Origin of the sequence: Saccharothrix carnea (assembly GCF_003014735.1) — a bacterium.
Lineage (GTDB): Bacteria > Actinomycetota > Actinomycetes > Mycobacteriales > Pseudonocardiaceae > Actinosynnema > Actinosynnema carneum.
In genome coordinates, this window is sequence record NZ_PYAX01000001.1 from 256,642 (window position 1) to 276,683 (window position 20,042).

Consider the following 20,042-nt stretch of genomic DNA (forward strand, 5'->3'; position numbering starts at 1 on the left):
TACCCTCGCCAGCGCACTAGCCCACCCCGACGCTCTGACCCTCAACACCCAGCACCACACCGCACACCGGCAGGCCCTCACCCGCGCTCGCCGGTGCGCCGTCGCGTGCTCGACCTGGCCGTCACGGGCGGACCCGACCCACGCGGCAGGGCGTTCCCGGCCAGGCCTGAGCACGCACACGGCCCGCCCCGGAGGTGCCGGGGCGGGCCGTGTGCGTTGTTCAGTCGTGCGGTCGTTCAGTCGGGCTGTCGCGCGGACTACTCGTCCTCGAAACGGCGACGGAAACGTTCTTCCATCTTCTGTGAGAACGAGCTGCGGCTGGGCCGGCTTCCCTCTTCGCTGGGCTCCTCGGCACCCTGGTCACCACGACGCAGCGTCGTCACGGTGAGCAGTACGCCGAAGAACATCAACAGGAAGCCGACCACGCTCACCACCGGGATACCAGCGAGCTTCGGCAACATCACACCCGTCACCAGCAGTGCCACACCCACGGCGAACAACGCGATGCCTTGGATGCGACGCCGTCGGGACGGCTTGCGCAGCTTGGCACCGCGCACAGTGGATGCGAACTTCGGGTCCTCGGCGTAGAGCGCGCGCTCGATCTGGTCGAGCAGTCGCTGCTCGTGCTCGGAGAGTGGCATGGCTCCTCCTCCGGCACAGCGGTCGCGGGCGCCGGGTAATCACGGTTGCCGCCGGTCCCGGCGGACGCCCCGCCCTGGGGGCGTCACAACCAGGATACGATTCGCGAGGCTCGCCGACTACCCAGTCCGTGCCCCTAAGCGGTTCGTTCTGTCACCATCATCCTCACGGGTCAACGGTCAGACCACCGTGAGGTCGTGCAAGTCGCCCGGTGGTCAACTGTCAAGGCCCGAGAAAGCTCCATTGTTCACTCCTCTGCGCGGGTGATCACAGGGCCCCGGCTACCGAACTGTGGCCTGGATCGACCACCAACGCCCGCATCACTCTCCCTCCATCCCACTTTCGGACTTACCCAACTACTTTCTGTAACCGGCCGGATGAACGCCGCACAAGGCCATCCGAGACCAAGATCACAGCCAACCCGCGGCCGCTTGTGCCTCTATCCCCTCCCGCCAGACCTCCCCGGCGGCCGGGTACGGGACCACGAAGCCAACCACCCGCTGGCCCCTCACTCAGCGTCCCCGAAAGATCGCTCCGCGTATCCAGCCGGCATTTGCCAACGGCTTCGACTCCTGCCTCCTCTCTCCGCTAGGCGGTCGCAGGCACTGATCGCTCGGGTTCGGTGGCGGGAGCGGATCGTGGCCCGGCCTGGCTCGGGGTTGGTGGTGGGCGGGTCGATCTCCCGGTTCGGGTGGTGCACGGACTCGGGGCGAGCCGATTCGGGCGGGATGGTTCCTAGATCGGGATCGGGCGCGGCCGGCGCCTCGGCCGGTTGGGGTGGGCCGCGCCAGGGCCGGGCTGGGCGGCCGTCCCAGGGCCGGGCCGGGCGGGTTGTCCGGGCTGGGAGGTGTCCCGGCTGGGCCGTGCCCAGGTGGGGCGGTGTCCGGGCTGGGCGGTTCGGGTGGTGGGCGGAGGCGGTCGAGTGTGGGCGGGCTCCTTTCTTGCCGCATGAGGACGGCGGCCCGGCGGAGGCGGGGCTTCGAGGCTGCGGCTGGGTCGGCCGGCCTGGGCGGTCGGTCGGTCGGTCGGCGGAAGGCTGCGGTTGATGGGTTCGGGCGGAGGTCGGGGTGCTGTCCGGGGTCGAGGTGGGCGCGGTCGGTGGGTGGGCCGGTTTGAGGGCGGAGTGTGGTTGGGGCAGGGGTTGTCGGGGCGGGCGGCGCGGTTAGGGCGGCGCGGTCAGGGCGGGGGTTGGTAGTTGGTGGTGGGGTTGTTGGGGAAGGGGTGGGTTGGGGTTATTCGGGGGCGGGGGCGGGTGGTGGCTTTGGTGGCGGCGGTCAGGAGGTCTTGGGCTACGGAGGTTGGGGATTGGCGGAGGCGGGTTGGGGTGGTGTGCAGGACGGTGGCGCCGGCGGCGGTGAGGAGGTCGGACCTCGGGGTTGGGGTGTTGAACTGCCAGACCAGGGCTCGGTCGTTCCACCAGGCGTCGGCGATGCCCAGGGGGCGGCCGTCAGGTGTGGCCAGGGGGACGCCCCAGGCAGGTGGCGGGAGGGGTAGGTCGTCCAGGACCGCCTTGGCCCAGGCCTGTGGCACCGAGCGGACGCCGTCGACCAGTTCCGAGAGGACCTGCCTGGCCTCTTCGGAACCCCTGGCCAGTGGTCTGAGGTCGGCTACCGGGACGCCGCCGTGGCGGACCACCTCGGTCAGGACGGCGCGGAGGTCGTCACGGCGGTGCAGTGCCCTCGCGGCGTCCACGGCCGCCCTGGCGAGCGGGACCGTCAGGAACCCCCGGCGCAGGACCGGGTCGGGTAAACGGCGGACCCGGGTCAGGCGGACTTTCGCGGCGGGCTCCAGGGCGCGGTTGACCAGGACCTGGACCGGGCCGGTGGCGGGCAGTGCCCGCAGGCCGTGCAGCTGGAGGGCGTCCACACCGGTCAGCAGGGACTGCGGGCCGCCGTAACGCAGGGCCGCGCGCACCAGTTGGGCACGGGTCGGCGGTGTGCGGGCCAAGAGCAGGATGCCGGGCAGGACGTGCTGCCACGGGCCCTGCGGGCGGCAGCGGAGGGCGAGTTCCTCGCTCGGCAGGCCGAGGGCCAGCAACTCCGAGGCGGTGGCGACGCGCTGGGGGAAGAGGCCGCCCAGGGCGTCCAGGTCGATGGTGGTGCGGTTCGTGGTTCGCATGTGTCCACCATCGACGGGTCGGGCGGGGTGGTCGATGGGGAGATCGCGAACTGTGGACAACTCGATGGGCTGTGGATAACTGTCCGACGATCCGGGCGACCCAGACAAAAAGGAGGCCTTCCGCAGACCCGACCGTCTGCGGAAGGCCTCGGAGAACGGCAGCCACCCCTCGTTGGCCGCCGCTTGGTCTACAGGCGGACGAGGTCTTCCTCGTGGATCTCCACGTCCACCTCGCGGCGGACGGAGCGGACCTCGCGCCAGGCGTCGTACACGGCGACCAGGCCGCCCGCGAGGACGAACGAGACGGCGAGCGCGACCACACCGTCGACATCGGACTTGACGATGATCACCACGGCCGCCCAGATCATGACGGCGGTGAAGACGAGGGTGCTGGCGAGGCGCTCGGTGAACCGCCGGCGGGACCTGGCAGGCTCCTCGATGTGGTTCATGACTCCCCCTCTGAGCTCGGCTGATGACTCATTTGTAGAGAGTCGGCAGCCCTGGTTCTGCGTCAGATGACGCACAACGCCGAATCAGTTGGTGAAGTCGTAGAGCCTGCGCACCTCGTGGATGTCGATCTTCCGCCGCCCGGTGCTGATGATGCCCTCCTCGCGCAGCACGCGCAGCACCCGCACGAGCGATTCCCGCGACGTGCCCGCGATGCCCGCGAGGTCCTCCTGGCTCAACGCGATCGCGCCCTGGTCGGCGATCCCGCGTTCCAACGCCATGTCGATCAGCACGGCGGCGACGCGCTGCGTGGCCGTGCCGCTGATCTGCATGCGCTGGCGGTCCGTGTCACGTTGCCGAGCCACCACCACGATCAGCACCGACCACGCGATGCGCGGGTACCGCTGGCACAGGCTCGCGAACGACCCGGCCGACAGCACCAGCGCCCGCACCGCGCCCAGGGCCCGCACCGTCGCCGAACGCGGCCGTCCGTCCACCGCCGAACGCTCACCCACGATGTCACCCGCCCCGCGCACGGCCAGCACCTTCTCGCTGCCGTTCGCCGTGGTCGCGGTCACCCGCAGCAGGCCGCGGCGGACGACCAGCACGTGCCGCGTCACCTCACCCTCGTGGCAGATCACCGAACCGGACGGGTAGTCGCGCTCGACACCCGTCGCGGTGAGCACCTCGTGCTCGGAGGACGTGAGCAGACCCCAGAACCGATCCACGGCTCCACTGTGCCGGGTGATCCACCCGCGGACCCCCGATCAGGCCCGCGACCACCCGAACGGCTCGCTCACGGAGGTCGGGAAGCCGAATCGCCCCGGTCCGGCTTGGGCTCGTTCAGCCCGGACCGGGCCGGTCCCTGGTTCAGCAGCGAGGCCGGGCGGATCGCCGCCGTGCCGAACCTCGACCGCGCCTGGTCGGCCGCCTGCTCCGCCTCGCGCCAGCCGCGCTCCGGCGCGTCGAACATCAACTGCTCGCCGTCGTCGCCCTCGACCAGCTGCTCGATCCGCACCCCGATCAACCGCACCGCGCCCGCCGGCACCTGCTCGTCCAGCAGGGTCGACGCCGTCTTGTAGACCTCCTGCGTCACGTCCGTCGCCACCCGCAGCGTCTTCGACCGGGTGATCGTGGTGAAGTCGGAGAACCGGACCTTGATCGACACCGTGCGCCCGCGCAGCCCCCGCGCCCGCAACGTCGCCGCCGAACGCTCCGACAGCCGCAGCAACTCCCGGCGCAGCAGCTCCCGGTCGAAGTGGTCGACCTCGAAGGTCTCCTCCGCGCCGATCGACTTCTCCCGCGTGGACGGCACCACCGGCCGGTCGTCGTGCCCCCGCGCCAACGCGTGCAGGTGCTCGGCCAACGCCACCCCGATCAGCCTGCGCAGGCGCGGCAACGGCGTCGCGGCCACGTCCGCCACCGTCTCCAGCCCCACCCGGTCCAGGTGCTCGGCCGTCCGCTGACCCACGCCCCACAGCGCCGACACCGGCAACGGGTGCAGGAACGCCAGCACCTCGTCGCGCGGCACGACCATCAGCCCGTCCGGCTTGCACATCCCGGACGCGAGCTTGGCCAGGAACTTCGTCGGCGCCGCGCCCACCGAGCAGGTGATCCCGTGCGCCTGCTCCACCTGCTCGCGGATCAGGTTCGCGATCTGCGCCGGGGTGCGGCGCATCCGCTTCAACGCGCCGCTCACGTCCAGGAACGCCTCGTCCAGGCTCAACGGCTCCACCAGCGGCGTGATGTCGCGGAAGATCGCCATCACCCCGCGCGAGACCTCCTGGTACCGGGCGAAGTTCGGCGACACGAACACCGCGTGCGGCGCGAGCCTGCGCGCGTGCGAGGTCGGCATGGCGGAGCGCACGCCGAACTCGCGGGCGATGTAGTTGGCCGACGCGACCACGCCCCGGTTCGCCGTGCCGCCCACGACCACGGGCTTGCGCGCCAGCTCGGGCCGGTCGCGGATCTCGACCGACGCGTAGAAGGCGTCCATGTCCACGTGCAGCATCGTGCAGCCGGTGTCGTCCGGCCAGACGTCGCCACGGGCTCGGAAGCGATCGACCAGACCGCGCGGCAGGTTGGCGCTACGGCCCACGACCACCCCCGTCCAGAGCCGAACACCCGTTCGAGACTCTACTCCAAGCGGTAGGCCCGCTGCGCGTTCTCCCACCCGATCAGGTGAGCGATCCGTTCCGCGTCCGCCTGGGCCAGAGCATGCTCCCGCAGGCCCGCCGACAGGAAGTCCGAGAGCGCCCGGCGGAAGAACACCGCGCCGAGGTAGTACAGCTCGGCCAGCGCGAACGCGTCGGTGGAGAACAGGAACTTCCCGAACGGCACGATCTCCAGCGCCTCGGTCAGCACCCGCCGAGCCTGGTGCGCCACCGCGTGCGTGGCCAACCCGACGTCCACGAACACGTGCGGGAACACCTGCGCCAGGTACCCGGCGTTGCGGTGGAACGGGTAGTTGTGCAGCAGCATGATCGGCACGCCGAGCGGCGCCGTGGCCCGCAGCAGGTCCGTGAGCAGCAACGGGTCGCACTTGTGCAGCGAGAGGTCCGCGTCGCCGTAGCCGACGTGGAACTGCACGGGCAGCCCGCGGTCGAGCGCCTCCCACACCAGGAACCGGCTGATCACCTCGTCCGCGCACCGGGTCGAGCCGGAGGTCAGCCACCGGTCGGCCGCCGCCACGACGTCGGCGTCCGAGGGCCGTGCCGGGTCCAGTTCCAGCCCCACGCGATAGGCCGCGATCGACTTCGCCGCGACCGCCGGCGACGAGTCCAACACCTCCCGCACCCGCGCCGGGAACCCCGTGGCGCCCTCGGTCACCACGTCCTCCGCCAACCGCTCCAGACGCAGCACGAGATGTTCACGCGAACCGGTGAACGTGCCCGGCCCCGCGAAGCCCTCCGGCCACGTGCCGCGGTCCACCAGGAACGTCGAGATCTCCGCCGCCGACACCAACGTCCGGTTCACCTCGGCCGCACCCAGCGAGCGCCGCCGCGCCAGGTACTCGTCGGCCGGCGCGAGGGGCGGCAGATCCAGCAAAGGCGCACACCAGCGCCGCACCGCGAGCCCCAACGACGAGTCGAACAACGACGTGCCCAAGGGCGACCGGGACCCGGCCTCGGTCAGGTTCGACTCGAAGCCGTCCCGGTCCAGATCGGTACCCAGCACACCGTGGCAGTGGTGGTCCACGAGGCGCAGCGAGGCCACACAAGGCAGCAACTGGTCCACTTGTTGAACAGTAGTGACCTGGTGTAGCCACGCCAGATGGACACAGCCGAGCAGGAGCACCGGCGCGCGCTGGCGGCCGAGCTGGTGGAAGACCTGCTGGAGCAGGACGTGGTGGCGGTCGCGTTGACCTGGGTCGACCACAGCGGCATCACGAGGGTGAAGTCCGTGCCGCTCGCGGGGCTGCCCAGAGCCGCCGCGGACGGCGTCGGCGCGTCGCCGGTGTTCGACGCGTTCCTGCTGGACGACACGATCATCTCCGGGCGGCACGCGGGTGGTCCGGTCGGCGACCTGCGGTTGCGCCCCGACCTGGACCGGCTCACCGTGCTCGCGGGCCAGCCGGGCTGGGCGTGGGCCCCGGCCGACCGCTTCGACCAGCACGGCGAGCCGCACCCGCAGGACGAACGCGGCCTGGCGCGGGCGGTGGCCGACCGGCTCACCGTGCACGGCTACGAGGTCCAAGCGGGCTTCGAGGTGGAGTGGGTCGTCGGCCGGGGCGACACCGACGAGTTCCGGTCCGCCACCACCGGCCCCGCGTACGGCCACGCCCGCCAGGTCGAGCTGTCGGACTACGCGGCGGACCTGCTGTCGGCGTTGGCCGAGCAGGACGTCGAGGTGCTGCAGTTCCACCCCGAGTACGCACCCGGCCAGTTCGAGGTGTCCACCACGCCCGAGGACCCGGTGCACGCGGCGGACACGTCGGTGCTGGTCAGGGAGACGGTCCGGGCCATCACGCTGCGGCACGGCATGCGCGCGTCGTTCTCGCCGAAGGTCACCGCCGACGGCGTGGGCAACGGCGGCCACCTGCACCTGAGCCTGTGGCGTGACGGCCGGAACCTGTTCGACGGCGGTGAGGGCTGGTTCGGGCTGACCGACGACGCCGAGGCGTTCGCCGCGGGCGTGCTGCGGCGGCTGCCCGCGCTGTGCGCGATCGGCGTCCCGTCCGTGGCCGGCTACCTGCGGCTGGTGCCGCACAGCTGGGCGGGCGCGTTCGCCGTGTGGGGCCTGGAGAACCGGGAGGCGGCGCTGCGCCTGGTCGCGGGCCGTGACCTGGAGGTCAAGTGCTACGACCTGGCGGCGAACCCGTACCTCGTGGTGGCGGCCACGATGGCGGCGGGGCTGGCCGGGATCGTGGACCGGGCGCGGCTGCCCGAGCCGGTCGGCGTCGACCCGGCCGGTCTGCCGGACGCCGAGCGCCTGCCGACGTGCCTGGAGGAGGCCGTGGCGGCGTTCGAGGCGGACGAGGTGCTGACCGAGGCGTTCGGCGCGGAGTTCGCCGCGACCATCGTCGACGTGCGGCGCGGCGAGATCGCCCGGTTCGCCGACTGCTCACCGGAGGAGATCGCCGCGCTGACCCGCTGGCGGCACTGAGCGACGGCCCGAGGACCGTCACCCGCCGTGCTGGGCCTCGTCCAACGCCTTGCGCAGCCGGGTCAGGGCGCGGTGCTGGGCGACGCGCACCGCGCCGGGCGTCGACCCGACCGCCACCGCGGTCTCCTCGGCGGACAGGCCGAGGACGACGCGCAGCACCAGGATCTCCCGCTGCCGGTCCGGCAGGACGTCGAGCAGCCGCCCCATCCGCTCGGACAGCTCACCCTGCAACGCCCGCAGCTCGGGTCCCGGCTCGACGCCCGCGCTGTCGGGCAGCTCCGGCACGGACTCGGCCCGGTTGCGCGCCGCCGCGCGGTGCGCGTCGGCGACCTTGTGCGCCGCGATCCCGTACACGAACGCCAAGAACGGCCTGCCCTGCTCCCGGTAGTTGGGCAGCGCCTTCAGCACGGCCAGGCAGACCTCCTGGGCCACGTCCTCCGCCGACGCGGACGACCGCTGGCCGTGCCCGACCCTGGCCCGGCAGTACTTCACGACCGCCGGTCTGATCCGGGCCAGCAACGCCTCGACCGACCGCCGGTCACCGCGGACCGCCCCTTCGACGTACGACTCCGGCCCTCCTTCCCCACGTGCCGGTGAGGAGGACGCCACGTCCTCGCACTGCACGGACACCAACGACCTCCCCGCATCACCGCGAAATCCCGGCACACCCGAAAACCCAACCGCCACTGCTGTCATCACGAGCTCCTCGGCGTCCGCGCGCTGGACGACCATCGGGGGCACATGCGAACGCGACGCCGCTCCCACGCGGGGATGACGCGACTCACAGGAAGTTACCCCGAACGGCCGCGTTTAGACCCCGATCGGCCTAGTCGATCCCCGCTACCGATTGCGCTGGGTGACCAACGGCCGTTCGATCTCGCGTCGGAGCCGGGTCAGCGCCCGGTGCTGCGCGACGCGGACGGCGCCGGGCGTGGCGTCGACGGCGTCGGCGGTCTGGTCGGCGGTGAGCCCCACCACGACCCGCAGCACCAGGATCTCCCGCTGCTTGTCCGGCAGCAGCCGCAGCAGCTCGCCGATCCGCCGCGACAGCTCCACCCGCAACGCCGACTGCTCGGGACCGACGTGCTCGTCGTCCGGTGCGTCGGGCAGCTCGGGCACCGGTTCGGCCCGGTTGCGCAACGCCGCGCGGTGCGCGTCGGCGACCTTGTGCGCCGCGATCCCGTACACGAACGCCAAGAACGGCCGACCGTGGTCCTTGTACGTCGGCAAGGCGGTCAACAGCGCCAGGCACACTTCCTGCGCCACGTCGTCGGCCGACGTGGACGACCGCTCCTGCCTGCCCACGCGGGCGCGGCAGTAGCGCAATACGAGCGGGCGGACGGCGGCCAGCAGCGACGCGACGGCCCGGCGGTCACCGGTGACGGCGGCGCGCACGTGGACGTCCAGGTCCTCGGGCGCGGTCGCGGGCATCAGCCGGCCCCGGCTAAGTGCGGGTCTCCCATGGCGAGTCCTCTGCGGTAGGCGGCGGAAGACTCCGTTCTACCGCACTCAGGCGGGCTTTCGGCCCAGGACGTGCAACCGGGCGGCCACATCGCGCAGCGGCGAGCGGGTCGACGCGGCCAGCTCCAGCTCGGCCAACGCCTCCGCGGCACCCGGGCTGCTCTCCAGCACCGAACCCGGCACCAGGTCCGACACCACGCCGTGGCCCTGGACCAGCTCGACCTTCAGCCCCGCGGCCAGCACCAACGCCTCCAGCCCGACCACGTCGAACCGGCGCAGCAGGGGGTCGCGGGTGCCGGCGAGCTGACCGGCCTCGTCGTCCAACAGCCGGCGCGCGTCGACCAGCCGACCGGCGATCGCCCGGTGCAGCACGGCCGCGTACCGGTTCGCCACCAGCAGCGACACCGCGCCACCCGGGGTCGCGGCGGCGGCCAGCGCGGCCAGTGCGGCACCGGCGTCGTCCACGACCTCCAGCAGCCCGTGCCCCAGCACGAGGTCTGCCGAGCCGTCCCGGTCCAACGCGTCGGTGTCGCCCTGGATCGCGGTGACCCGGTCCAGCACGCCTTCGTCGGCCGCACGGCGGTGCAACGTCGCCAGCGCGTCCGGGCTCGGGTCGATGACGGTCACCGAGCACCCGGCCACGGCCAGCGGCACGGCCCACACGCCGCTGCCACCGCCGACGTCGAGCACGCGCGGCGGTTCACCGCCCCGGCGGTCGCGCGCGGCGGCCAGCTCGGCGTCGAGCACCCTGTGTACGGCGTCCGGTCGCATGGACGTAGAGCGTAAGGGCCGTAGGCTGCACTACGTGCATACGGTGGCGGTGCTCAGCCTCAAGGGTGGCGTTGGGAAGACGACGGTCGCGCTCGGTCTGGCGTCGGCGGCGCTGCGGCGCGGTGTCCGCACGCTGGTCATCGACCTCGATCCGCAGTGCAACGCCACCTCGACGCTGGAACCCGACGAGACCGAGGCCAGCATCTACGACGTGCTCCAGGATCCGAGCCGCGACACGCTGGACAAGGCGATCGCGCCCAGCGCGTGGGGCGACGGCGTGGACGTGCTGGCCGGTTCGGAGGACGCGGAGTCGCTGAACCACCCCGACCCGGGCGAGACGCGGCTCGGCAGGCTGCGCGAGGCGTTGCGGCTGTTGCAGGACGACGAGGAGCCCTACCAGTTGGTGCTGCTGGACTGCCCGCCGTCGCTGGGTCAGCTGACCCGGTCGGCGCTGGTCGCGGCGGACCGCGCGCTGCTGGTGACCGAGCCCACCATGTTCGCGGTGGCGGGCGTGCAGCGGGCGTTCGAGGCGGTGCAGGCCGAGCGTGAGCACAACGAGGACCTGCAGCCGTTGGGCGTGGTGGTGAACCGGGTGCGGCCGAGGTCGCACGAGCACCAGTTCCGCATCGAGGAGCTGCGCGACATCTTCGGGCCGCTGGTGATGCCGGTGGCGTTGCCGGACCGGCTCGCGGTGCAGCAGGCGCAGGGCGCGTGCATGCCGATCCACGAGTGGGGCACGCCGGGCGCCCGCGAGGTGGCGTTGGCGTTCAACCTGCTGCTGGCGCGGGTCCTGCGGATCAGCCGGAGCAGACGTCGGGCCGTGCACCACGACTTCGACGACGAGGAGATCGAGGAAGCGGTGGACGCGTGAGCGGGCTCCGTGCCCGAGGGTGACACCGTCTTCCTGGCCGGGCACCGCCTGAACGAGGCGCTGGCCGGCCGCACGCTCGTGCGCGGCGAGCTCCGCCACCCCAAGTGGGCCACCGCCGACCTGAGCGGGCGGGACGTGTTGGAGGTGCGTTCGGTCGGCAAGCACCTGTTCACCCGGTTCTCCGGCGACCTGAGCCTGCACAGCCACTTCCGGATGGACGGCGCGTGGCACCTCTACCGACCCGGCGAGCGCTGGAAGCGGCCGGGCCACCAGGTACGGGCGCTGCTGGAGGTGCCGGACCGGGTGGCGGTGGGGTTCGCGCTGCACGACCTGGAGCTGCTGCCGACCGACCAGGAGTCGCGGCTGGTCGGGCACCTGGGGCCGGACCTGCTGGGCGACTGGGACGACTCACGGGCCGCCGAGGCGGTCGCGCGGCTGGTCGCGGACCCGGACCGGGAGCTGGGGCTGGCCCTGCTGGACCAGCGGGTCGTGGCGGGTGTGGGGAACCTCTACAAGGCCGAGGTGTGCTTCCTGCTCGGCGTCTCGCCGTGGAGCCCGGTGTCGGCGGTGGACCCGGCGGAGGCGGTGCGGCTGGCGCGCAAGCTGCTGCTGGCCAACGCGTGGCGCCCGGAGCAGAACACCACCGGTCTGATGGGGCGTGGCCGGCAGCACTGGGTGTTCGAACGGGGCGGCAAGCCGTGCCTGCGCTGCGGGACGAGGGTGCGCGTCGGCGGGCAGGGCGCGGGCGTGCTGGAGCGTCCCGCGTACTGGTGCCCGCGCTGCCAGCCAGGGCCGATCGCTTAGTGTTACCGCCGTGGTCTACAAGAGCGTGGTGCGCAAGGCGTTGTTCCGGATGCACGGCGGGGACGCGGAGCGGGTCCACGAGACCACCCTCGGCGCGCTGGAGAAGCTGAACCCGGCGGCGAAGCTGGTGAAGCGCAGGCTGGCCGGTGGGCGCACGGTCTTCGGCGTGCGGTTCCCCAACCCGGTCGGCCTGGCCGCGGGCCTGGACAAGAACGGCCGGGCACTGCACGCGTGGGGCGCGCTCGGGTTCGGGTTCGTCGAGGTCGGCACGGTCACCCGGCACGCGCAGCCGGGCAACCCGAAGCCGCGCCTGTTCCGGTTGCGCGACAGCGAGGCGATCATCAACCGGATGGGCTTCAACAACGACGGCGCGCTGGAGCTGGCCAACCGGCTCGACCGCCTCGGCCCGCTGTCCGTGCCGCTGGGCATCAGCCTGGGCAAGTCCAAGGTCACGCCGGTCGAGGAGGCGGTGGAGGACTACCGGACGTCCCTGCGCGCGCTCTACCGGCACGGCGACTACTTCGCGATCAACATCAGCTCGCCCAACACGCCGGGCTTGCGCAGCCTGCAGGACCGCGGCGCGTTGACCGAGCTGCTGTCCGCCCTCAACGCCACCGCACGCGACCTGGCCGGGTCCGAGCCGGTCAAGCCGATCCTGGTCAAGATCGCGCCCGACCTGACCGACCCCGCGATCGCGGAACTGCTGGAGGTGTGCGCCGCGCACGAGGTCAGCGGGCTGATCGCGACCAACACGACGTTGTCGCGCGACGGCCTGGCGCCGGCCGATCGGCGACTGGCGGGCGAGGCGGGCGGGCTGAGCGGCAGGCCGTTGACCGAACGGGCGCGCGAGGTGGTCCGTTTCGTCAGCCGGGAGACCGACGGCCGGCTGCCGATCATCGGCGTCGGCGGCATCGCGAGCCCGGACGACGCCAAGCGGATGCTGGACGCGGGCGCGAGCCTGATCCAGCTCTACACCGGGTTCATCTACGAAGGCCCGGGTCTGGTCCGCCGGATCAACCGCGCGCTGTGCTGAGTGGCCGCTGCTCCGCAGACGGCGGGCTCGGTCGCCTGGAAGTCGACCTCGCGAGGTGGCTCAGCTGTGGCGGGCGGTCCGCAGCCAGCGCAGCACCGGGTGCAGGATCACCACCAGCAGCGAGCCCCAGACCAGGCCGCCCAGTTCCATGTCGCCCAGCTCCAAGGTCAGGTCGCCCACGCCGGCGACCAGGGCGGCGCCGCCGACCAGCGCGTTGCCCGGGTTGGTCAGGTCGACCCGGTTGTCCATCCACACCCGCACGCCGACCAGGCTGATCAGGCCCAACAGCACCAGCGTGGCGCCGCCGACCACACCCGCCGGGATGGTCGCGAGCACGGCGGTGACCTTCGGCGAGAACGCCATCAGCACCGCGGCCACCCCGGTCACCGCGTACGCGGCGGTGGAGAAGACCTTGGTCACGCCCATCACGCCGATGTTCTCGGAGTACGTGGTGGTGCCCGACCCGCCGCCGAAACCGGCCAGCGCGGTGGACACGCCGTTGGCGATGATCGAGTCGCCGACGTTGCCGTCGAGGTTGCGGCCGGTCAGCGCGCCGATCGCCTTGACGTGGCCGACGTTCTCCGCGACCAGCACGATCACCACCGGCAGCATCAGCAGCGTGACCGTCGGCCGCAGTTCCGGCGCGTGGAACTCGGGCAGCCCGAACCACGCGGCACGGCCCACCGCAGCCGTGTCGACCAGGTCGAGCCAGAAGCCGAGCGCCCACCCGACGACCACGCCGATGAGCACGGAGAAGCGGAACGACAGGCCGCGGCCGAGCACGCCGCACAGCAGGATGATGCCCATCGTGACCACGGCGGGCAGCGGCTGCTGCGCGAACGAGTCGGTGGCCCGGTGCGACAGGTTGAGGCCGATCAGCACGACCACCGCACCGGTCACCACCGGCGGCATCACGGCCTCCAGCAGCCGCACGCCCAGCGCCTTCACCGCGACCCCGATGATGATCACCAGCAGGCCGGCCGCGAGCACGCCGCCGAGCTGCGCGGCGATGCCCTCGTCGCGGGCGGCCGACAGCGGCGCGATGAACGCGAACGACGCGCCGAGGTAGCTGGGCACGCGGTTGCGGGTGATCAGCAGGAACAGCAACGTGCCGACACCGGAGAACAGGAGCGTGGTGCTCACCGGGAGGCCGGTGGTGGCGGGGACGAGGATCGTGGCGCCTGCCATGGCGACCAGGTGCTGGACGCCGAAACCGATGGTGCGCGGCCAGCTCAGCCGCTCCTGCGGCGCGATGGCGTCGCCATCGGTGGGGCGGCCATCACCGCGCACGGTCCACAACGCCACTCAATGACCTCCCCGGCGACCAGGACGGACCACGCTGTCCGACCCAGGGATCCTGCCACGCCAAGTAGTGGCTGCGGCTATATAACGGTCTGATAATCACACGATCGCAGCAGCGTGCGCCACTGCGGCTGCGAGGTCAGCCCAACTCCGCTACGCAACGTGACGTAATCCCGGTTCGTGCAGATGGCCGCGCGACGGCTGCGGAAATCCGCAGGGGGCGTCAGCGCGACAGTTCACGCAACGCCGAGGCGAGGCTCGCCAGGTGGTCCGTCGCGTCACCCAGCACCTGCCGGGGGTTGGACGCGGTGCTCTCGGCGAGCACCCGACCCGCCGCGGCGACCAGGCCGCAGTAGCCGTCCACGCCCTCGTCCAGCTGGGCCCGCAGTCTTCGCACCCCTTCGACCAGCGGGGCGCGGTCCAGCGGCGGCGCGGTGTCACGCGCCCGTTCGACGGCCTGCAGCTGGTGGGACACGGCCCGGATCGCGGACGCGGCCTCGGCGCCGGTGGCGCGGGCCTGCTCGACCGAGTCGGTGGGGATGGACGTCAACGCCGCCGAGTCGAGCTGGTGCAGCAGCTCCCGCAACGTGTCCTCGGCGTCCTCCAGCCGTTCCATCGGCTGACGCGCCGCCGAGGACCGGGCGGGCAGCGGTACGCGCACCGGAGCGGCCTGCAGCTGCCGCCGTTCGGCGTCGATGCCCCTCATCTTGATGTTCGTGCGCACGGCCAGCACCGACGAGCCGGCGAAACCCAGGGCGGCGACGACACCGACCCCGGGAGCGATCACACCCAGGATGGCGAGCGTGCCGACGGTCGTGAGCAGGGCCAGCACGATCAGCCAGAAGGTGAGCACGCGGCTCGACCGGCGATAGCGCCGATCGAGCTTCGCGCGCGGGTCGTTCCAGGCGGCGTACCGCCGTTTCACCTGGTCCGCGAGTTGCCCTTGGAGCTGGCCGCCGACGATCTGGGCGATCTCGCCGGCCACCTTCCTCGGTTCCATCGCGGACACCACCCTCTCAGCCCTGGCTCGCCGGCGGGTTCTGCTGCATCTGCTGGGTCGGCTGCGCCTGCGTCTGCTGCACCCGTTGCTGGATCTCCTGCTGGATGCTCGCGCTCGCGCTGGCCGGCTGACCGCTCGTCACCTCGCCGGCGACCTTGCCGCCCGCCATCGAGGCCCGGATCTGATCCAACCGCGACTGGCCCGCCATCTCGGTGGTCGACTGCTGGACCTCCAGCATCCGGCCCTGCACCGAGTTCTGCGCCAGCTCCGCCGAACCGAGCGCGGTGGTGTACCGCTTCTCGATCTTGTCGCGGACCTCCTCCAGCGACGGCGTGTTGCCCGGCGCGGCCAGCTCGGTCATCTGGCGCAGCGAGTGGGACACCTGCTCCTGCATCTTGGCCTGCTCGAGCTGGCTGAGCAGCTTGGTGCGCTCGGCGAGCTTGTTCTGCAGGACCATCGCGTTGCGCTCGACCGCCTGCTTGGCCTGCGTCGCCGCCTGCAACGCCTGGTCGTGCAGCGTCTTGAGGTCCTCGATGCTCTGCTCCGCGGTCACCAACTGGGTGGCGAAGCCCTGCGCGGCGTTCTCGAACTGCGTCGCCCGCTGCTCATCGCCCTTGGCGCGCGCCTCGTCGGCGAGCACGAGCGCCTGGCGTGCGGATGCCTGGAGCTTCTCCACTTCGCCGAGCTGGCGGTTGAGCTTCATCTCGAGCTGGCGCTGGTTGCCGATCACCGCGGCGGCCTGCTGGGACAGCGCCTGGTGCTGCCGCTGTGCCTCCTCGATGGCCTGCTGGATCTGCACCTTCGGGTCGGCGTGCTCGTCGATCTTGGACGAAAAAGCCGCCATGAAGTACTTCCATGCCTTCACGAAAGGGTTGGCCATCTCCTACGCCTGCCTTCTCCGCACTTCCCTGGCTCGCGCTCGTGATTGGCAACGACCCGGTGCCGGTGTTGGTTCCATCGTGTCAGTTGTCCCGCGCTGCTTCCACCGACCTGGGGAGATATCCGGGATCACCCTGAGTCACCCCCAGACTTTCGTCGGCATGGTCATCCTGCCCGCCCGCGATCGGGGGCACGCGGCGACCCCGTGCGCGTTTGCCAAGTCGTTGCAAGCGCCGAAAGCCGAGCCGGTCGGACCGGCTCGGCTCTGGCACGTGTGCGCTGGGGTTACGCCGCCACCACCGCGTTGCGCGGCTTGCTGATCGAGGTCGACAGCCGGTGCGTCAGCATCGGCTGCAGCCGCAGGTCGGACAGGTCGTTGCCGATCACCGCGGGCACCATGGTGCCGCCTTCCAGACCCGCCGACGCAGACGCGGGCGCCCGTTCGGTGAGCTCGGCTGGGGTCGGCACGGGCTGCGTGACGGCGCCGATGTCCGAGGCGACCAGGTGCAGCAACTCCGACAGGGGCAGGTCCAACGCCTCGCAGATCGCGGCCAACAGCTCGCTGGACGCCTCCTTGCGGCCACGCTCCACCTCGGAGAGGTACCCCAGGCTGACGCGGGCGGTCCTGGAGACCTCGCGCAGCGTGCGGCGTTGGGTGGTGCGGGCATGGCGGAGCCGATCACCGATCGCCTCGCGTAGCAGCACGGTCATCGCGCGCCTCCTTCCGGCCGGCCGTGCCACCACGTTACCGACCCGTCCCGTCGACGGGCAGCGACTTCCCGACACGTCCGCCAAGGGCGAACGAGTGAACTCGGCGGTAAGTTCCCGCGTGCGTGTCCGGACGTGACGGGGAACTCGCTGCTCACGTCACTCGACGGGGATCTTGAGGTGGTCGAGCAGGAGGTCGAGCACCGCCGTCGTCGAACTCTTGCGGACTTCGTCACGGTCACCACCGAGAGTGAGCGTTTCGACGGTCGACCCGGACGGACCGGACAAACCGATGTGGACGGTGCCGGGCGGGACGCCGTCCTGCGGGTCGGGGCCCGCCACGCCGGTCAGCCCGAGGCCCCACGTCGCGCCGCAGCGCTCGCGTGCGCCCTCGGCGAGCTGCCGGGCCACCTCGGGGTGCACGGCGCCGTGCTCGGCCAGCAGCGCCGCGTCCACGCCCGCGAGGGTGTGCTTGAGGTCCGTGGCGTACACCACCAGGCCGCCGCGCACCACGGCGCTGGAGCCGGGTACGGAGGTCAGCTCGGCGGTCACCAGGCCCGCGGTCAGGGACTCGGCCGTGGCGACCGTCTCACCGCGTGCCTTGAGGGCGTGGACGACGTCCTGAGCGCTCACGCGGCCCTGAGTGCTCAAGTGCCCGCCACCGCGCGCTTGCCCCTGGCCCGGAGCCGGAAGGCGCGGATGACGTAGTCGACGCCCGTGACGACGGTCAGCACCACGGCCGCGCCCATCGTGGCCACCGACACCGCGTCCAGCCAGGACGGCAGCGGCAGCACGTACAGGCCGATGGCGACGATCTGCACGAGCGTCTTGGCCTTGCCGCCGCGGCTGGCCGGGATCACGCCGTGCCGGATGACCCAGAAGCGCAGCAGCGTCACGCCCAGCTCGCGGACCGCGATGACGATCGTCACCCACCACGGCAGCTCGCCGAGCAGGCTCAGGCCCACCAGCGCGGCACCGGTCAGCGCCTTGTCCGCGATCGGGTCGGCGATCTTGCCGAAGTCGGTGATCAGCCCGTGCTTGCGGGCCAGGTTGCCGTCGATGTGGTCGGTGACCGACGCCACCGCGAACACGCCGAACGCGGCCAGCCGCCACCACGGCTGGTGGCCGTCCTCGGCGAACAGGAGGTAGAGGAACACCGGCACGAGCACCAGCCGGGACATCGTCAGCACGTTGGCGATGTTCAGCACCGGCACGCGCGCGGGTTCGGTCACCTCGGGAGCACCTCGATCGCGGAGACGACCAGGTCGACGCCCTCGGACTCGTCGACCCGGCAGCGGACCAGATCGCCGACCTTCAGGCCGTCTGCGTTGGTGATGACGCACTCGCCGTCGACCTCGGGCGCCTGGTGGGCGGCACGGCCGACGCAGTCGTTCTCGTCGTCCTCCTCGGTCTCGACCAGGACGACGACCTCCTCGCCCACGCGCTCCTCGGCGCGCTGGGACGTGAGCTCCTCGACCAGGTTGGAGATGCGGGCGACGCGCTCGGCGATGGTGTCGGCGTCCAGCTTGTCGGGCAGGCCCTCGGCCTCGGTGCCGTCCTCGTCGGAGTAGCCGAACACGCCGACCGCGTCCAGCCGGGCGGCGGTGAGGAAGCGCTCCAGCTCGGCCACGTCGTCCTCGGTCTCGCCGGGGAAGCCGACGATGACGTTGCTGCGGATGCCCGCGCGCGGCGAGAGGGAGCGGATCTGCTCGACCAGGCCCAGGAACGACTCGGTGGAGCCGAACCGGCGCATCCGGCGCAGCACGGGCTCGCTGGAGTGCTGGAAGGACATGTCGAAGTAGTCGGCGACGCCGTCGGTGGTGGCGATGGCCTTGACCAGCGTGGGCTTGGTCTCGGCCGGCTGCAGGTAGGAGACGCGGACGCGGTCGATGCCGGGCACCTTCGCCAGCCGCTGGAGCAGCAGTTCCAGGCCGCCCAGCTCGCGGGGCAGGTCCTTGGCGTAGGAGGTGGAGTTCTCGGAGACCAGGAACACCTCGCGGACGCCCTGCTCGGCCAGCCACATCGCCTCGGCCACCACCTCGTCCGGGTGGCGGGACACGAACGCGCCGCGGAACGACGGGATCGCGCAGAACGAGCAGCGGCGGTCGCAGCCGGAGGCGATCTTCAGCGGTGCGACGGGCGTGTCCGCCAGGCGGGTGCGCAGCACGCGCGGGCCCCAGCCGTGCCCCGGGACCTGCACCTCTTCGGCCGCCTTGGGCCGCTGCACGGGCGTGAGCGGCAGGAGGGTGCGGCGGTCGACCGGCTTGTGGGACTCGATGCTCTGACCGGCCAGGACGTCGTCCAGGCGGTCGGCGAGGTCGGTGTAGTGGTCGAACCCCAGCACGGCGTTCGCCTCCGGGAGGCTGTCGGCCAGCTCGGCACCGTACCGCTCGGCCATGCACCCGACCGCGACCACCTTCGCGCCGCTGTCGGCGGCGGCGAGGAGCGTGTCCACGGAGTCCTTCTTGGCGGACTCGACGAAGCCGCACGTGTTGACCACGACCACGTCGGCCTCGTCGTCGACCAACTCCCACCCGCCTGCCGTGAGGCGGCCGGCGAGCTCTTCGGAGTCGACTTCGTTGCGGGCGCACCCGAGGGTCAGCATGGCGACGCGCTTGGACGTGGAGGGGGAAGACACGGTGCTCAGCGTAACCGGCGCTTCCCCTTCTCCTGTCCGCCCGTGCGGTGTGCGCGGTCCAGGTCAGGCGTGGAGCACCGAGTGGACGAGACGGCCGACACCCGTGGCCGGGTTGTCCGGCCCGAGGAGAGCGGCGCGATAGTCGGCGAGGTGCGCTCGGTGGTCCGCGAAGTGCAGGAGGAGCCACAGTTCGGAGCACGGGTTCCGCACGGCGAGGTTCACCTTGGCGCTGTCGGCTTCCTCGACGGCGGCGGCGACGTCGAAGTTGTCGACATCGACCACGCACCAGACGTCTGCGACGTTCTCACGCCCGAGTACCGGCGACGCTGTCTCGTACGGCACTGATGAAATTTTCTTCGCCGACGTGCGGAACAGCGCCGTACTGCCCGGCCAGGTAGCGCCGTTCGAGATTGTCCTCCCGGCGGGGTTTGAAATCGGACAGCGGGTAGAGGGTGCTCGCCCCGTCTTTGCCCTTCTCCACGAACCAGACTTCGTCCCGGTCCAAAACCTCATCTGCCAAGGGTGGGTGCAGCAAGGTCGCGTCGTGCGTGGTGAAGATGAGCTGCCCGTTGCCGGCGTTCGTGTCCGGATCGTTGAACAGGGCGATGAGCCGTGCGGACAGCAGGGAGTGCAAGCTCGCGTCGATCTCCTCGACCACCAGGACGCCACCCTCGCTCAGCACGAGCAACACCGAAGGAAGCAGGCCTAGCCAAGATCGAGTGCCCGCCGACTCCTCGCTCAACACGAAGCCCACCCCACCGTAGGA

At 71.6% G+C, this 20,042-nt stretch carries 22 protein-coding genes; 4 read left to right on the forward strand and 18 right to left on the reverse strand.

Features of this window, described 5'->3' with window-relative positions:
* Positions 1-257 precede the first annotated feature (257 nt).
* The 6 genes from B0I31_RS01215 to B0I31_RS01240 all read right to left on the reverse strand — a co-directional run bounded on the left by B0I31_RS01215 (position 258) and on the right by B0I31_RS01240 (position 6,441).
* Positions 258-641, reverse strand: coding sequence for a DUF3040 domain-containing protein (locus B0I31_RS01215; protein WP_033437744.1), 384 nt, complete (start codon positions 639-641; stop codon positions 258-260).
* A gap of 1,174 nt (positions 642-1,815) precedes the next feature.
* A complete protein-coding gene (locus B0I31_RS40310; RefSeq protein WP_181319934.1) occupies positions 1,816-2,757 on the reverse strand; it encodes a hypothetical protein in 942 nt (313 codons plus the stop codon).
* Positions 2,758-2,945: 188 nt separating this feature from the next.
* The gene (locus tag B0I31_RS01225; protein WP_106613424.1) at positions 2,946-3,206 is read right to left on the reverse strand and encodes a hypothetical protein; all 261 of its coding nucleotides are present in this window, start codon (positions 3,204-3,206) and stop codon (positions 2,946-2,948) included.
* Between the two features lie 84 nt (positions 3,207-3,290).
* On the reverse strand, positions 3,291-3,932 hold the full coding sequence (locus B0I31_RS01230; protein WP_106613425.1) for a Crp/Fnr family transcriptional regulator: 642 nt from the start codon (positions 3,930-3,932) through the stop codon (positions 3,291-3,293).
* A gap of 68 nt (positions 3,933-4,000) precedes the next feature.
* Entirely contained in the window at positions 4,001-5,302 is a 1,302-nt protein-coding gene (locus tag B0I31_RS01235) for a DNA polymerase IV (RefSeq protein ID WP_106613965.1), read from the reverse strand.
* A 38-nt stretch (positions 5,303-5,340) separates the two neighbouring features.
* Positions 5,341-6,441 (reverse strand): amidohydrolase family protein, encoded by a 1,101-nt coding sequence (locus B0I31_RS01240; protein ID WP_106613426.1) that lies wholly within the window; start codon positions 6,439-6,441, stop codon positions 5,341-5,343.
* A 36-nt stretch (positions 6,442-6,477) separates the two neighbouring features.
* Here B0I31_RS01240 and B0I31_RS01245 point away from each other — a divergent pair, with 36 nt between their 5' ends.
* Positions 6,478-7,809: a glutamine synthetase family protein gene (locus B0I31_RS01245; protein WP_106613427.1), complete on the forward strand. Its 1,332-nt coding sequence runs from the start codon at positions 6,478-6,480 to the stop codon at positions 7,807-7,809.
* Between the two features lie 18 nt (positions 7,810-7,827).
* Here B0I31_RS01245 and shbA read toward each other — a convergent pair whose 3' ends face one another.
* The 3 genes from shbA to B0I31_RS01260 all read right to left on the reverse strand — a co-directional run bounded on the left by shbA (position 7,828) and on the right by B0I31_RS01260 (position 10,041).
* The gene (shbA, locus tag B0I31_RS01250) at positions 7,828-8,418 is read right to left on the reverse strand and encodes an RNA polymerase sigma factor ShbA (RefSeq protein ID WP_245949660.1); all 591 of its coding nucleotides are present in this window, start codon (positions 8,416-8,418) and stop codon (positions 7,828-7,830) included.
* A 231-nt stretch (positions 8,419-8,649) separates the two neighbouring features.
* Positions 8,650-9,240: a sigma-70 family RNA polymerase sigma factor gene (locus B0I31_RS01255; RefSeq protein WP_106613428.1), complete on the reverse strand. Its 591-nt coding sequence runs from the start codon at positions 9,238-9,240 to the stop codon at positions 8,650-8,652.
* Between the two features lie 78 nt (positions 9,241-9,318).
* On the reverse strand, positions 9,319-10,041 hold the full coding sequence (locus tag B0I31_RS01260; protein ID WP_106613429.1) for a class I SAM-dependent methyltransferase: 723 nt from the start codon (positions 10,039-10,041) through the stop codon (positions 9,319-9,321).
* 34 nt (positions 10,042-10,075) lie between these two features.
* Here B0I31_RS01260 and B0I31_RS01265 point away from each other — a divergent pair, with 34 nt between their 5' ends.
* Genes B0I31_RS01265 through B0I31_RS01275 form a run of 3 tightly spaced genes read left to right on the forward strand, consistent with a single transcriptional unit; the run spans position 10,076 to position 12,749 of the window.
* The gene (locus B0I31_RS01265) at positions 10,076-10,912 is read left to right on the forward strand and encodes a ParA family protein (RefSeq protein WP_181319935.1); all 837 of its coding nucleotides are present in this window, start codon (positions 10,076-10,078) and stop codon (positions 10,910-10,912) included.
* 9 nt (positions 10,913-10,921) lie between these two features.
* Positions 10,922-11,716, forward strand: a complete 795-nt coding sequence (locus B0I31_RS01270) for a DNA-formamidopyrimidine glycosylase family protein (RefSeq protein WP_106613431.1) — start codon at positions 10,922-10,924, stop codon at positions 11,714-11,716.
* Positions 11,717-11,726: 10 nt separating this feature from the next.
* Complete coding sequence (locus B0I31_RS01275) at positions 11,727-12,749, forward strand: quinone-dependent dihydroorotate dehydrogenase (RefSeq protein ID WP_106613432.1); 1,023 nt, start codon at positions 11,727-11,729, stop codon at positions 12,747-12,749.
* Positions 12,750-12,809: 60 nt separating this feature from the next.
* Here the strand turns inward: B0I31_RS01275 and B0I31_RS01280 are convergent, their stop codons facing one another.
* The 9 genes from B0I31_RS01280 to B0I31_RS01320 form a co-directional block, all read right to left on the reverse strand.
* The gene (locus tag B0I31_RS01280) at positions 12,810-14,054 is read right to left on the reverse strand and encodes a uracil-xanthine permease family protein (RefSeq protein ID WP_106613433.1); all 1,245 of its coding nucleotides are present in this window, start codon (positions 14,052-14,054) and stop codon (positions 12,810-12,812) included.
* Between the two features lie 220 nt (positions 14,055-14,274).
* On the reverse strand, positions 14,275-15,051 hold the full coding sequence (gene pspM, locus B0I31_RS01285; RefSeq protein WP_106613434.1) for a phage shock envelope stress response protein PspM: 777 nt from the start codon (positions 15,049-15,051) through the stop codon (positions 14,275-14,277).
* 16 nt (positions 15,052-15,067) lie between these two features.
* Positions 15,068-15,931 carry a PspA/IM30 family protein gene (locus tag B0I31_RS01290; RefSeq protein WP_106613435.1) on the reverse strand — a complete coding sequence of 288 codons (864 nt, stop codon included), beginning with the start codon at positions 15,929-15,931 and terminating at the stop codon, positions 15,068-15,070.
* Between the two features lie 284 nt (positions 15,932-16,215).
* Positions 16,216-16,641: a helix-turn-helix domain-containing protein gene (locus tag B0I31_RS01295; RefSeq protein WP_073899596.1), complete on the reverse strand. Its 426-nt coding sequence runs from the start codon at positions 16,639-16,641 to the stop codon at positions 16,216-16,218.
* A gap of 156 nt (positions 16,642-16,797) precedes the next feature.
* Complete coding sequence (locus tag B0I31_RS01300; protein WP_106613436.1) at positions 16,798-17,271, reverse strand: CinA family protein; 474 nt, start codon at positions 17,269-17,271, stop codon at positions 16,798-16,800.
* Positions 17,272-17,285: 14 nt separating this feature from the next.
* Positions 17,286-17,819: a CDP-diacylglycerol--glycerol-3-phosphate 3-phosphatidyltransferase gene (gene pgsA, locus B0I31_RS01305; protein ID WP_245949661.1), complete on the reverse strand. Its 534-nt coding sequence runs from the start codon at positions 17,817-17,819 to the stop codon at positions 17,286-17,288.
* Positions 17,820-17,866: 47 nt separating this feature from the next.
* On the reverse strand, positions 17,867-19,243 hold the full coding sequence (rimO, locus tag B0I31_RS01310) for a 30S ribosomal protein S12 methylthiotransferase RimO (protein ID WP_106613438.1): 1,377 nt from the start codon (positions 19,241-19,243) through the stop codon (positions 17,867-17,869).
* 96 nt (positions 19,244-19,339) lie between these two features.
* Entirely contained in the window at positions 19,340-19,618 is a 279-nt protein-coding gene (locus B0I31_RS01315) for an RloB family protein (RefSeq protein WP_181319986.1), read from the reverse strand.
* Positions 19,581-20,030: an AAA family ATPase gene (locus B0I31_RS01320; protein WP_483880258.1), complete on the reverse strand. Its 450-nt coding sequence runs from the start codon at positions 20,028-20,030 to the stop codon at positions 19,581-19,583. The genes B0I31_RS01315 and B0I31_RS01320 overlap by 38 nt, the downstream gene beginning before the upstream one ends.
* Between the last annotated feature and the right edge of the window lie 12 nt (positions 20,031-20,042).

What these genes read in the sequence shown, in the direction of transcription:
- B0I31_RS01245 (WP_106613427.1), top strand. Translation starts at nt 6,478, where the DNA reads ATGGACACAGCCGAGCAGGAGCACCGGCGCGCGCTGGCGGCCGAGCTG.
- B0I31_RS01255 (WP_106613428.1), bottom strand. Translation starts at nt 9,240, where the DNA reads ATGCCCGCGACCGCGCCCGAGGACCTGGACGTCCACGTGCGCGCCGCC.
- B0I31_RS01260 (WP_106613429.1), bottom strand. Translation starts at nt 10,041, where the DNA reads ATGCGACCGGACGCCGTACACAGGGTGCTCGACGCCGAGCTGGCCGCC.
- pspM (WP_106613434.1), bottom strand. Translation starts at nt 15,051, where the DNA reads ATGGAACCGAGGAAGGTGGCCGGCGAGATCGCCCAGATCGTCGGCGGC.
- B0I31_RS40310 (WP_181319934.1), bottom strand. Translation starts at nt 2,757, where the DNA reads ATGCGAACCACGAACCGCACCACCATCGACCTGGACGCCCTGGGCGGC.
- B0I31_RS01295 (WP_073899596.1), bottom strand. Translation starts at nt 16,641, where the DNA reads ATGACCGTGCTGCTACGCGAGGCGATCGGTGATCGGCTCCGCCATGCC.
- B0I31_RS01225 (WP_106613424.1), bottom strand. Translation starts at nt 3,206, where the DNA reads ATGAACCACATCGAGGAGCCTGCCAGGTCCCGCCGGCGGTTCACCGAG.
- pgsA (WP_245949661.1), bottom strand. Translation starts at nt 17,819, where the DNA reads ATGTCCCGGCTGGTGCTCGTGCCGGTGTTCCTCTACCTCCTGTTCGCC.
- rimO (WP_106613438.1), bottom strand. Translation starts at nt 19,243, where the DNA reads ATGCTGACCCTCGGGTGCGCCCGCAACGAAGTCGACTCCGAAGAGCTC.
- B0I31_RS01290 (WP_106613435.1), bottom strand. Translation starts at nt 15,931, where the DNA reads ATGGCCAACCCTTTCGTGAAGGCATGGAAGTACTTCATGGCGGCTTTT.
- B0I31_RS01215 (WP_033437744.1), bottom strand. Translation starts at nt 641, where the DNA reads ATGCCACTCTCCGAGCACGAGCAGCGACTGCTCGACCAGATCGAGCGC.